Annotated in this window: 9 protein-coding genes; 3 read left to right on the forward strand and 6 right to left on the reverse strand. The window is 75.2% G+C overall.

Going from position 1 to position 12,100, the window contains the following annotated elements:
* From G9H72_RS02880 to G9H72_RS02895, 4 genes are all read right to left on the reverse strand, one after another.
* Nucleotides 1-4,809 carry an NAD-glutamate dehydrogenase gene (locus G9H72_RS02880; protein WP_166167045.1) on the reverse strand — a complete coding sequence of 1,603 codons (4,809 nt, stop codon included), beginning with the start codon at nucleotides 4,807-4,809 and terminating at the stop codon, nucleotides 1-3.
* A gap of 78 nt (nucleotides 4,810-4,887) precedes the next feature.
* A complete protein-coding gene (locus G9H72_RS02885) occupies nucleotides 4,888-5,478 on the reverse strand; it encodes a TetR/AcrR family transcriptional regulator (RefSeq protein WP_166167048.1) in 591 nt (196 codons plus the stop codon).
* Complete coding sequence (locus tag G9H72_RS02890; RefSeq protein WP_166167051.1) at nucleotides 5,475-6,275, reverse strand: sugar phosphate isomerase/epimerase family protein; 801 nt, start codon at nucleotides 6,273-6,275, stop codon at nucleotides 5,475-5,477. The genes G9H72_RS02885 and G9H72_RS02890 overlap by 4 nt, the downstream gene beginning before the upstream one ends.
* Entirely contained in the window at nucleotides 6,272-7,207 is a 936-nt protein-coding gene (locus G9H72_RS02895) for a Ppx/GppA phosphatase family protein (protein ID WP_166167054.1), read from the reverse strand. The genes G9H72_RS02890 and G9H72_RS02895 overlap by 4 nt, the downstream gene beginning before the upstream one ends.
* Here G9H72_RS02895 and G9H72_RS02900 point away from each other — a divergent pair.
* The gene (locus G9H72_RS02900) at nucleotides 7,166-8,053 is read left to right on the forward strand and encodes a hypothetical protein (RefSeq protein ID WP_407939525.1); all 888 of its coding nucleotides are present in this window, start codon (nucleotides 7,166-7,168) and stop codon (nucleotides 8,051-8,053) included. The genes G9H72_RS02895 and G9H72_RS02900 overlap by 42 nt on opposite strands.
* Nucleotides 8,054-8,234: 181 nt before the next feature.
* On the opposite strand, the gene G9H72_RS02905 is transcribed toward G9H72_RS02900, so the two are convergent.
* The gene (locus tag G9H72_RS02905) at nucleotides 8,235-8,957 is read right to left on the reverse strand and encodes an NUDIX hydrolase (RefSeq protein ID WP_166167060.1); all 723 of its coding nucleotides are present in this window, start codon (nucleotides 8,955-8,957) and stop codon (nucleotides 8,235-8,237) included.
* An 83-nt stretch (nucleotides 8,958-9,040) separates the two neighbouring features.
* Between G9H72_RS02905 and radA the strand changes: the two genes are divergently transcribed.
* Nucleotides 9,041-10,498 carry a DNA repair protein RadA gene (gene radA, locus G9H72_RS02910; RefSeq protein ID WP_166167063.1) on the forward strand — a complete coding sequence of 486 codons (1,458 nt, stop codon included), beginning with the start codon at nucleotides 9,041-9,043 and terminating at the stop codon, nucleotides 10,496-10,498.
* A gap of 8 nt (nucleotides 10,499-10,506) precedes the next feature.
* Complete coding sequence (disA, locus tag G9H72_RS02915; protein WP_331271916.1) at nucleotides 10,507-11,601, forward strand: DNA integrity scanning diadenylate cyclase DisA; 1,095 nt, start codon at nucleotides 10,507-10,509, stop codon at nucleotides 11,599-11,601.
* Nucleotides 11,602-11,667: 66 nt separating this feature from the next.
* Here the strand turns inward: disA and G9H72_RS02920 are convergent, their stop codons facing one another.
* Complete coding sequence (locus G9H72_RS02920) at nucleotides 11,668-12,069, reverse strand: CheW domain-containing protein (RefSeq protein WP_166167069.1); 402 nt, start codon at nucleotides 12,067-12,069, stop codon at nucleotides 11,668-11,670.
* Nucleotides 12,070-12,100 lie beyond the last annotated feature (31 nt).

Genomic DNA, 12,100 nt, shown 5'->3' on the forward strand with positions numbered 1-12,100 from the left:
TCAAGACCTGAGCAGCGTCCGCAGCGAGCGCAGTGCCACCGAGAGGCTCGCCAGATCGGGGGCGGCCAGCGCGAGCGCCTGCCGCACCGTGCCGAGCGCCCGGTCGAGCTGCGCCTCCCGGCCGGCGGCCCACGCCTGGACCCGCTCACCGGCCTCGCCCTCGGCGGTCCGGCCCAGGACGTCCGCGGTCAGGGCGGCGAGGATGGCGTAGAGGTCGTAGCGCAGCGAGGAGCGCGCCATCGACTGCCACCGGTCGGACCGGGACAGCCCGCTGACCGCCGTGAGCAGCTCGTCGACCTCGAGCCGGTTGACGAGGGTGAAGCAGACGTCGGCCGTCTCCTCGACCGTGTAGGACGCGTCGCGCGCCACGTCCGTGACGTCGAGGAGCGGGAACGCGTGCAGCAGCACCGCCGCCCGCAGCGCCAGCTCGCGCGGGACGCCCGGCCGCGCCAGCCGATCGGTCGACTCCTCCATCCGCTGCAGCTCTCGCCCACGAAGCAGCTCCGGCACCCGCGGCAGCAGCGCGCCGACGACCGGCGCGTAGCGCCCCCACTCCTGCTCCACGTCGAAGGCCGGCGGCCGCGACTGCAGGAACCACCGGGCGGCCCGGTCCAGCAGCCGCCTCCCCTCCAGCAGCAGCGCACCCTGCGCCTCGGGCGACGCGGCACCGTCGAGCGCCTCGACCTCGCGCCAGAACCCGCCCAGCGCGAACGTCTCGCCCGCCAGGACGTACGCCCGCACGACGTCCTCCACCGGCGCCCCCGTCTCCTCCTGCGCGCGGTGGACGGCGCTCACCCCCGTGCGGTCCACGAGCCCGTTCACCAGGACGGTGGTCACGATCTCGCGGCGCAGCGGGTGCGTCTCGAGGCGGCCACCGAGGCGCTCGACCAGCAGGGGCGGGAAGTAGGAGGAGAGCAGCCGCGCCGTCCAGGGCTCGTCCGGCAGCGACGTCGCCAGCAGGTCGGCGTTGAGCGTGTTCTTGACGTACGCGACGAGCACGGCGTACTCCGGGCTCGTCAGGCCCTTGCCCTCGGCCCGCCGGGCCGCGATCTCCTTGCTCGACGGGAGCCGCTCGAGCCTGCGGTCGAGGATCCCGCGCTCCTCCAGCCGGCGGATCACCCGCTCGTGCACCGAGACCATGGAGGCGGCCTGCATGCGCCCCATGCCGAGGAGCGCGTTCTGCGCGTGGTTCTCCCGCAGCACCAGGGCGGCGACGTCGTCCTCCATGGCCGCGAGCAGCTCGCCCCGCTCCTGCGCGGGAAGGTCCCCGTCCCGGATCGCCGCGTCGATCAGGACCTTGATGTTCACCTCGTGGTCGGAGGTGTCGACGCCGGCGGAGTTGTCGATCGCGTCCGTGTTGAGCCGGACGCCGGCCTGCGCGGCCTCGATGCGGCCGAGCTGGGTCAGCCCGAGGTTGCCGCCCTCGCCGACGACCTGGCAGCGCAGCTGGCCGCCGTCGATCCGGACCGGGTCGTTGGCCTTGTCGCCGACGTCGGCCGCCGACTCCCCGGACGCCTTGACGTAGGTGCCGATGCCACCGTTCCACAGCAGGCCCACCGGCGCCTGCAGGATCGCCCGGATGAGCTCGACGGGCGGCAGGCTCGTCGTCCCCTCGGGCAGCCCGAGCCGCTCGCGCACCTGCGGGGTGACCGGGACCCGCTTGGCGCTGCGCGGGTGGACGCCACCGCCGGCCGAGATCCGGGCGGAGTCGTAGTCCGCCCAGGACGAGCGCGGAAGGACGAAGAGCCGTTCCCGTTCGGCGAAGGCGACGGCCGGGTCCGGGTCGGGGTCGAGGAAGATGTGCCTGTGGTCGAAAGCCGCGACCAGTTTCAGGTGTCGCGAGAGCAGCATCCCGTTGCCGAAGACGTCCCCGGACATGTCGCCGATGCCGACGGCCGTCACGCTCTCCCGCTCCGGGTCCACGCCCAGCTCGCGGAAGTGCCGCTTCACCGACTCCCACGCGCCGCGCGCGGTGATGCCCATCGCCTTGTGGTCGTAGCCGGCCGACCCGCCCGAGGCGAACGCGTCGCCCAGCCAGAACCCGTAGTCCGCGGCGACGCCGTTCGCGAGGTCGCTGAACGTCGCCGTGCCCTTGTCCGCCGCCACGACGAGGTACGCGTCGTCGCCGTCGCGGCGCACCACCTGCGGCGGCGGGACGACCTCGCTGCGGCCGGCGGCCTGCACGATGTTGTCGGTGACGTCGAGCAGCCCCCCGATGAAGGCCTTGTAGCAGCGCTTGCCCTCGGCGAAGACCGCCTCCCGGTCCCCCGCGTCGGCGGGCGGGCGGCGTACGACGAACCCGCCCTTCGCCCCGACGGGCACGATGACGGAGTTCTTCACCGCCTGCGCCTTCACCAGTCCGAGCACCTCGGTGCGGAAGTCCTCCGGCCGGTCGGACCAGCGCAGCCCGCCGCGGGCGACCGGGCCGAAGCGCAGGTGGACGCCCTCGACGTCCGGGGAGTGGACGAAGACCTCGAACGCCGGGCGCGGCTCGGGGCAGTCGGGCACCTGACGGGGGTCGAGCTTGAGCGCCAGCGCCACCCCCGGGCGCTCGTCGTCGAGCCGGAAGTAGTTGGTGCGCAGCGTCGCCAGGATCACGCCGAGCAGCGAGCGCAGGATGCGGTCGTCGTCCAGCGCCTCGACCGCGTCGATCTCCTGCCGGATGCGGGCCGCGAGCCCCTCGGCCACGTCCTCGCGGCCGTCCACCACGGCCGGGTCGTGGCGGGCGGTGAACAGCTGCACCAGCAGCTCGGCGATCCCCGAGTTCCGCAGCAGGGCCTGCTGCACGTAGACCTGGCTGAACGGCAGCCCCACCTGCCGCAGCCACCGGGCGTAGGCGCGAAGCAGCACGACCTGCCGCCACGAGAGCCCCGCCCGCAGCACCAGCGCATTGAACCCGTCGCTGTCGGCCCGCCCGCGCCAGACCGCGACGAACGCCTCCTGGAAGCGGCGCACGGCGGCCGCCCGCGCCTCCGGGCCCGGGTGCAGCAGGCGCGCCTCGTAGCGCAGGCCGAGGTCGTAGACCCAGGCCCGCGGCCCGTCGGCGACCTCGATCTCGTAGGGGCGCTCGTCGTCGACGTCCACGCCCATGCGCGCCAGCAGCGGCAGCACCTTCGACAACGAGACCGGGGCGTCGCGGAACAGCTTGAGCCGCGCCGCCCCCGGCTCCGCGCCGGCGGAGAAGCTGAGCGCCAGCCGGTCGCCCTCCGGGCCCTGCAGCGACTCCAGGTGCGCGATGTCGAGCACCGCCTCGGCCGCGCCGAAGTCCTCCTTGTACGCCTGCGGGAAGGCCCGCCCATAGCGGCGCAGCAGGGCGGCCGCGTCCGTCGGCGAGTGCGCCTCCGTCACGGCAGCGGTGAGCTCGTCCTCCCAGGTGCGGGTCGCGGCCGCCAGGCGGGCCTCGATGCCGGCAGGGTCGACGTCGGGGAGCCGGGCGCCCGGCGGGACCCACGCGACGAAGTGCAGCCGGGCCAGGACCGACTCGGTGACGCGAGCGGTGTAGTCGACGCTCTCCGCGCCGACGGCGTCGCGCAGGACCGCCTCCATCCGCAGGCGGACCGTGGTCGTGTAGCGGTCGCGCGGGAAGTACAGCAGGCACGAGACGAAGCGCCCGTAGTCGTCGCGCCGGACGAAGGCGCGGACGCGGCGCCGCTCCCCGAGCCGGAGCACCTCCAGCACCACCGAGGCGAGCGTCGGGGCGTCGACCTGGAAGAGCTCGTCGCGCGGGTAGGCCTCGAGCACCTGCAGCACCTGACGGCCGGAGTGGCTGGTCGCCACCGTGCCCGCCGCCTGCAGCACGTGCTCGGCCTTGCGCCGCAGCACCGGGATCCGCAGCACGCTCTCGCTGTAGGCCGTGGAGGAGAACAGCCCCAGGAAGCGCCGCTCGCCGACCACGCGCCCCGCCTCGTCGAAGGTCTTGATGCCGACGTGGTCGAGGTAGGCGGGCCGGTGAACGGTGGATCGCGAATTGGCCTTCGTGATGACGAGGACCCGCGGCTCGGCCGCGATGGCGGCGGCCTCCGGGGTGAACCGGCGGACCACGTGCCCCTCGGCCCGGGCCGGGCGGCTCGCCGGCGCGTGCGGCCGCAGGATGCCGAGCTCGGTCCCCGCCACGCGGCGGAGCCCCGCGCCGTCCGGCTCCAGCTCGTAGTCGGCGTAGCCGAGGAAGGTGAAGGAGTTGCGGGCCAGCCAGCGCAGCAGCTCGACCGCCTCCGCCGCCTCCGCCGCGCCGATGCCGGCGGGCGCCCGCGCGGCCAGCTCGTCGGCCAGCCGCAGTGACTGCGCGCGCATCGGCTGCCAGTCCTCGACGGCCACCCGCACGTCGCCGAGCACGCCGTGGACGGCCGCGACGAGCTCCTCGGGGGTGGCACGCCCGCCGTCGAGCTCCAGGTGCATCCACGACTCGGGGGCGCAGCCCTGCGGGCACGCGGCCCCTGCCGCGCCGGCGATCTCCTGCAGCCGGCCGTCGGCGTCCCGCCGGACCGCCAGCTGGGGGTGGAGCAGCCAGGTGATGGCGAACCCCAGCCGCGAGACCAGCGCGGTGAGCGAGTCGACGAGGAACGGCATGTCGTCGGTGACGACGTCGAGGGCCAGCTGCGCGTCGGCGCCCTCGAGCGCGTACGCGCGGGCCAGCGTCTGCGCAGGCACGCGCCGCTCGCCGAGCCCGGCGTGCTCGACGAGCACCGCCTCCGCGTGGCCGTGCCCCTGCTCCTGCAGCTCGTCCGGCGGGACGTGCGCGAAGTACGCCTCGGCCAGCCCCTGCGGGACAGCTGCGCTCGGCGGGGTGGTCTCGGGCAGCTGCGCGCTCATTCCGCGGACTCCTCGGCGACGACGGCGAGTAGGGCGAACACGGGGACACGGGCTTGTTCGGGCGCCACCTGTCTATTCCTACTCCCCCGACAGGTAGCGCTGCAGCGTCGGAGCCACCAGCGCGACCACGTCCTCCTCCGGGGCCGACGCCAGCGGCTCGACCCGGACGACGTGGCGCAGCAGCGCCACCCCCAGCAGCTGGGCGGCTCCCGCCTCCACCCGCAGCCTCCGGTCGGGGTGGTCGGCGATGGGCGAGGCGTCCGCGACGCGGGCGAGCAGGCTGCCCGTGACGAACTCGCGCAGCATCCCCGCGGCCGCCTCGCTGGAGGTCGCCGCCGACAGCAGCCCCAGCAGCGGCTCGCGGGTCGCCGGCTCGGACCAGACGCCCAGGAAGAAGCGCGCCACCCGCTCGCCGAGCCCCTCCGGCGGCCCCGCGAGCACCTCCGGCAGGGCGAGCGCGGGGTCGAACGGCAGCCGCATCGCGGCCACGAACACCTGCTCCTTGCCGGCGAAGTAGTGGTGCACGAGCGCCGGGTCGACCTCCGCCGCCCGGGCGATGCCGCGCAGCGAGGCCTTGTCGTACCCCTTGGCCGCGAACTCCGAGCGCGCCGCGCCGAGGATCCGGTCGCGCGCGTCGGACGTGCCGCTCGGCCGCCCGCGGGGGCTCATCCCGCCCGCCCCCGAGCCAGGTGGTCGCGGGCGAACGCGAGCGCCTCCTCGAGGTCCTGGCGACGGGCGGCCCGGTCGGGCGCGCGCCGGGTGTTGACCTCGACCACCACGGTGCCGGCGAACCCGCCGTGCCCGAGCAGGGCGAGGACCTCCGCGCAGGGCTGCGTCCCGCGCCCCGGCACGAGGTGCTCGTCGCGCCGTGACCCCGAGCCGTCGGCCAGGTGCAGGTGGCCGAGCCGCCGGCCCATCGCATCGAGCGTGGACAGCGCGTCCACGCCGGCCGTGGCCGTGTGGGAGAGGTCGAGGACCAGATGCGGGTACGCCTGCTGCACGGGGTCCCAGCCGGGGGCGTACGCCTCCAGCAGCCGCCCGCGCGCCCGCCACGGGAACATGTTCTCCACCGCGAGCGCCACCTCGGTCCGCTGCTGCCGCTCGGCCAGCCCCTGCACGAACGTGCGCGCGTAGTCCCGCTGCCAGCGGAACGGCGGGTGGATCACGACGGTGCCCGCCCCGAGCTGCTCGGCCAGCGCGTACGACCGCTCGATCTTGACCCACGGGTCGGTGCCCCACACCCGCTGGGTGAGCAGCAACGTGGGCGCGTGGACCGACAGCACGGGGACCCGGTAGTGCGCGGACAGCCGCTCGAGCGCGGACGCGCTCTGGCTCACGGGGTCGTCCCAGACCATCACCTCGACGCCGTCGTAGCCTAGCTCGGCCGCCGCCTCGAACGCCGCGGTGCACCCTTCGGGATAGACCGACGCCGAGGAGAGCGCGACGGGCGGGAGGGCCGCGGTCACGTGGTGGGCAGGGCGTCCAGCCGCCGCAGCAGGATGCCCTCTCGCAGGGCCCAGGGGCAGATGTCCAGCTCCTGCACGCCGAGCAGGTCCATGGCGGCGAGCGCCACCATGGCCCCGGCGAGCAGCTGTGGCGCGCGGTCCTCGCTCACCCCGGGCAGCGCGCACCGCCGGCGCACGGACATCGTCGGCAGCCGCTCCTCGGCCCACTCGGCGAGCGCGTCGCGCTCCAGCACCCGGCGGACGTACGGGCCGTCGGCGTAGGGCGCCGCCCCGCAGAGGCGGGCCAGCGACCGGAACGTCTTCGAGGTGCCCACCACCCGGTCCGGCGTCCCGACGACGAGCACGTCGCGGACGACCTTGCCGAGCTCGGCGCGGATGTGCTTGCGAGCGGCCTTCACGTCCTCGGGCGAGGGCGGGTCACCGCGCAGCCGGTCGCGGGTCACGCGCCCCGCCCCCAGCGGCACCGACACCGCGACCGCGGGCTCCTCCTCGGCCCCGGCCGAGATCTCCAGGCTGCCGCCGCCGATGTCGAGGTCGACCAGCCGGCCGGCGGACCAGCCGAACCACCGGCGCACCGCGAGGAAGGTCAGCCGGGCCTCGTCGCCGCCGGACAGCACCGTGAGCGCGACGCCGGCCTCGTCGCGCACGCGGGCGAGCACGTCCTCGCCGTTGGGCGCCTCGCGGATGGCCGAGGTCGCGAAGGCCAGCATCTGCTCGACGCCCTGGTCGTCGGCGACGTCGACGGCCTCCAGGCAGAACGCCACGAGCTGGTCGGCGCCCTTGCGGGAGATGCTGCCGTCGTCCTCGAGCTGCTCGGCCAGGCGCAGCCGCATGCGATGGGAGTACGCCGCCAGGGGCGGCGCGCCCGGATGGGCGTCGACCACGAGCAGATGGACCGTGTTCGACCCCACGTCGAGGACCCCGAGGCGCACGTCCCGAGCCTAGCCAGCCGCCCGGCCTACCCTGTGGCGGTGCCCGAGGTGCCCCTTGACTTCCCCCGCGCGTGGGTCGAGTTCCCCGACCCCGACGACGCGGCGCAGGTCTACCGCTGCGACCTGACCTGGCTCACCTCGCGGTGGACGTGCATCTTCGGCTCCGGCTGCCAGGGGATCTACGCCGAGCGGCCCGACGACGGCTGCTGCACCCTCGGCGCCCACTTCGCCGACGAGGACGACGAGAAGCGGGTCGCGGAATTCGTGAAGCAGCTGACGCCCGACACGTGGCAGCTGCACGGGCGCGGCCGCAAGCACTGGGTCGAGACCGACGACGAGGGCGCCCGCAAGACCCGGGTCGTCGACGGCGCGTGCGTGTTCCTCAACCGGCCCGGCTTCGCCGGCGGCTACGGCTGCGCGCTGCACACGCTCGCGGTGGGGCTCGGCCGCGAGCCGCTGGAGACCAAGCCGGACGTCTGCTGGCAGCTGCCGGTCCGCCGCTCCTACGACCGGGTCACCCGCCCCGACGACACCGAGGTGCTCGTCACGACCATCGCGGAGTACGACCGGCGTGGCTGGGGCCCGGGAGGGCACGACCTCGACTGGTACTGCACCGGCAACACCGAGGCGCACGTCGGGCGCGAGCCGGTCTACCTGTCCTACCGCGCCGAGCTCGTCGAGCTGATGGGCGCCGCGGCGTACGCGGAGCTGACCCGGCACTGCGAGGAGCGGCTCGCCTCCGCGCTCGTCTTCGCCGCGCACCCGGCCGACGCCTCCGCCGCGCCGCCGCGCAAGCCCCGCCGCAAGGGCAAGGCCGGGGACGCCGAGCCCGCCGCCACCACCTGACCCGCCCCGCGCCCGCCCGCCCGCACGGTCCCGCGCCTCCGACTGCGTGCGGCGCAATGCCGCATCCAGGCGACCCCACGTTGGCGCGATGCCGCAGTCACACCGACCTATCGCCACGATGCCGCATCGGGGCGGGTGGGAACCGGCGCGATGCCGCATCGGGGCGGGTGGGAGGCGCGGGTCAGTCGACGACGGTCGGCCGGGACGGGTCGCGCCACGCCTCGACGCAGATGGCGATCTCGTCGGGCAGGATGCGGGCCGTCGACAGCGGGGGCAGGTCCTGCGGGTCGAACCAGCCCACCTCGAGGATCTCCTTCTCGTCGAGCGGGCCGCCGCGCGAGACCTCCTCGCAGATGAAGAACAGCTTGTACGCGTGCACCGGCATCGGCGGCTGGTGGCCGCGCACCTCGCGGTCGAGCACGGCGGCCAGCCGGACCATCCGGGCCTCGACGCCGGCCTCCTCGCGGATCTCGCGGATCACGTTGGAGGTCGGCGGCTCGAGCACGTCGCACCAGCCACCCGGCAGCGTCCACAGCCCGTCGGACCGCTCGCGGGTCATCAGCAGCCGGCCCTCCGGGTCGAACACCGCGCCGCGCGTGTCGACCTTCGGGGTCGCGTGCCCGCCCTCGGGGTCCACCAGCCGGGCCAGCTCGCCCAGCGGGCCGGCGGTGACGAGGGCGCGCAGCCGCTCGGCCACGTCGCCGACCTGGGCGTACCGCTGCCGGTCGAAGGGGTCCTGGGCGTAGTTGAGGCCGGTCTGCGCGATCGCCGCCAGGTCCACGAACGCCCGGCGCACCGCCTCGGCCGCGTCCGTGCCCGCCGTGACACCAGTGGCCCCGGTGCCACCACTGCCCTCGATGCCCTGCTCGCCCTCGTTGCCCGTCGTGCCATCGGTCTTCGCCATGACCCCGATTCTGCGCAGCCGCGGCCGGGCCGGGTGTGGCCGGTCACCCCCGACTGTCCCCGCCGCCCTCTAGCCTGCCGGGCATGGCGACGAGCAAGGCCGCGAGCTCCAAGGCCACCCCCCGCGGCTACCGCTGCGCCGAGTGCGGCTGGACCACCGCCAAGTGGGTGGGCCGGTGCGGCGAGTGCCAGGCCTGGGGCTCGGTCGAGGAGTCCGGCCCCGTCTCCGGGCCGAGGACGACCGCCGGCCCGGTGACGGCCGCAGCCCGGCCGATCGCGGACGTCGACGTCGAGACCGCGCGCGCCAAGCCGACCCGCATCGGCGAGCTGGACCGGGTGCTCGGCGGGGGCCTGGTCCCCGGCGCCGTCGTGCTGATGGCGGGCGAGCCCGGGGTCGGCAAGTCGACGCTGCTGCTGGAGGTGGCGTCCAAGTGCGCCCGGATCGGCTCCCGGACGCTGTACGTCACGGCGGAGGAGTCCGCGGGCCAGGTCCGGCTGCGCGCGGAGCGGGTCGGCGCGCTCAACGAGCACCTCTACCTCGCCGCCGAGACCGACCTCGGCGCCCTGCTCGGCCACGTCGACGCGGTCCGCCCCCACCTGCTCATCGTCGACTCGGTGCAGACGGTCGCCTCCTCCCAGGTGGACGGCTCGGCCGGAGGCGTGGGCCAGGTCCGTGAGGTGGCCGCCGCGGTCACCCGGGTCGCGAAGGAGCGCGGCATCCCGACCGTCCTCGTCGGCCACGTGACCAAGGACGGCAGCATCGCCGGCCCGCGCGCGCTCGAGCACCTCGTGGACGTCGTGCTGCAGGTCGAGGGCGACCGCTCCTCGCGGCTGCGCATGGTCCGCGCGGTGAAGAACCGCTACGGCCCGACCGACGAGGTGGGCTGCTTCGACCTCGGCGAGAGCGGGATCGTCGAGCTGCCCGACCCGAGCGGGCTGTTCCTCTCGCGCCACTCGTTCCCGGTGCCCGGCACCGCCGTCACCGTGGCACTGGAGGGCCGCCGCCCGCTCGTGGCCGAGGTGCAGGCCCTCGTCGCCCCTACCCCGGCGTCGAACCCGCGCCGTGCGACCAGTGGGGTCGAGGCCTCCCGGGTCGCGATGATCCTCGCGGTGCTGGAGCGGCGCGGCGGGGTCCGGCTGCGCGACGCGGACACCTACGTCGCGACCGTCGGCGGCGTGCGCCTCACCGAGCCGGCCACCGACCTGGCCATCGCGCTGGCGGTCACCAGCTCGGTCCGCGACCTCCCGCTGCCGAAGGGGATCATCGCGCTCGGCGAGGTGGGCCTCGCCGGTGAGGTACGCCCCGCCGCCGGCATCGCACGCCGGCTCGGCGAAGCCGCCCGGCTGGGGTTCACGCGGGCGCTGGTCCCGCTCGGCACCGAGCCCGCCGGCGTCCCGGGCATCGTGGCGATCCCGGTGCCCGACATCGAGACGGCGCTGCGGGCGGTCATGAACACCGCCGAGGCCCCGGGCCGGGCTGCCGCCCGAGCCACCGCGGACGCCGACGGTAGACTCCAGTTGATCACCACTGGTGACCATTGAGGAGCGGCGTGCCAGTCAGCGAACGGCAGGCGGCGGAGGAGCCCCTCCGCCCGATCCTCGCGCTCCTCGCCCCCGGCACGCGGCTGCGTGAGGGGCTCGAGCGCATCCTGCGCGGCCGGACCGGCGCGCTCATCGTGCTCGGCTACGACCGCAACGTCGAGGCGCTCTGCACCGGCGGCTTCGAGCTGGACGTCGAGTTCTCCTCCACCCGGCTGCGCGAGCTGGCGAAGATGGACGGCGCCGTGGTGTGCGACGCCGAGGTGACCAAGATCCACCGGGCCGCCGTCCAGCTCGTCCCGGACCCGTCGATCCCGACCGAGGAGTCCGGCACCCGGCACCGCACCGCCGAGCGGGTGTCCCGGCAGCTCGACGTCCCCGTGGTCTCCGTGAGCGCCTCGATGTCGATCGTCGCGCTCTACGCGGGCGGGCGCCGCTACGTGCTCGAGGACTCGGCGCAGATCCTGAGCCGGGCCAACCAGGCGTTGGCCACGCTCGAGCGCTACAAGCTCCGGCTCGACGAGGTCTCCGGGACGCTGTCCGCTTTGGAGATCGAGGACCTGGTGACGGTCCGCGACGTCAGTGCCGTCGCCCAGCGGCTCGAGATGGTCCGCCGCATCGCCGACGAGATCGAGGGCTACGTCGTCGAGCTCGGCACCGACGGCCGCCTTCTCTCGCTGCAGCTCGAGGAGCTCATCGCCGGCGTGGACGCCGACCGTGAGCTGGTGGCCCGCGACTACCTGCACGGTGCCGGGGGCCGCCGGACGCGCACCGTCGAGGACGTCCTCACCGAGCTCGACTCGCTCGACGCCGCCAGCCTGCTCGACATCGTCGCGATCGCCCGCGCGCTCGGCTTCGCGACCGCGGGCGAGGGCCTCGACGGGGCGGTGAGCCCGCGCGGCTTCCGGCTGCTGGCCAAGGTCCCCCGGCTGCCCGTCGCGGTCGTGGACCGGCTCGTGGAGCACTTCGGCAACCTGCAGAAGCTGCTGGCCGCCAACATCGACGACCTGCAGGCGGTCGAGGGCGTCGGTGAGTCGCGGGCCCGCACGGTCCGTGAGGGGCTCTCCCGGCTCGCCGAGTCCTCGATCCTTGAGCGCTACGTCTGACCCCGCCGCCCGGCCCCAGCAGCTCAGCCTGCCGCCCGCCCTGAGCCGGCCGCTGCCACGCGACGGTCAGAGCGCCTCGACCAGCCCGGCCAGCGACTCCAGGTCCACCTGCAGCACCCGCCCCGGGCCGGGCGCCCCCGGCCGCCGCAGCGCCGCCAGGACGTACGCCGGCAGCCCCTCGGGCAGGTCCGGGTCGGGCTCGAGCCCGTCGTCCTCCAGCTCGGCGAGCACACCGTCGACCACCACGCCGGCCTGCACGGTCGCGAGGACGAGCACGTCCGCGCGGGCCTCGTGCTCACGCAGGTCCACGAGGGGGACGCGCGGGCCCTCCCGGCCCAGGGCGGCGGTCACCGGGGCGCGTACGCCGGTCAGCGGCACGATCTCGGCGTCGCGGAGCACCTCGCGGATCTCCTCCGACCGCACGGCCAGCACCCGCGAGCCCACGAGGAAAGTCACCCAGCCGGCCATGGCGGCATCCTCTCTCGCCGCCGGCTGCACG

It is taken from the genome of Motilibacter aurantiacus, from assembly GCF_011250645.1.
Classification (GTDB): Bacteria; Actinomycetota; Actinomycetes; order Motilibacterales; family Motilibacteraceae; genus Motilibacter_A; species Motilibacter_A aurantiacus.

Coding starts and splice junctions, on each gene's coding strand:
- G9H72_RS02880 (WP_166167045.1), bottom strand. CDS start 4,809: ATGAGCGCGCAGCTGCCCGAGACCACCCCGCCGAGCGCAGCTGTCCCG.
- G9H72_RS02885 (WP_166167048.1), bottom strand. CDS start 5,478: ATGAGCCCCCGCGGGCGGCCGAGCGGCACGTCCGACGCGCGCGACCGG.
- G9H72_RS02900 (WP_407939525.1), top strand. CDS start 7,166: ATGGACCGTGTTCGACCCCACGTCGAGGACCCCGAGGCGCACGTCCCG.
- G9H72_RS02905 (WP_166167060.1), bottom strand. CDS start 8,957: ATGGCGAAGACCGATGGCACGACGGGCAACGAGGGCGAGCAGGGCATC.
- radA (WP_166167063.1), top strand. CDS start 9,041: ATGGCGACGAGCAAGGCCGCGAGCTCCAAGGCCACCCCCCGCGGCTAC.
- G9H72_RS02920 (WP_166167069.1), bottom strand. CDS start 12,069: ATGGCCGGCTGGGTGACTTTCCTCGTGGGCTCGCGGGTGCTGGCCGTG.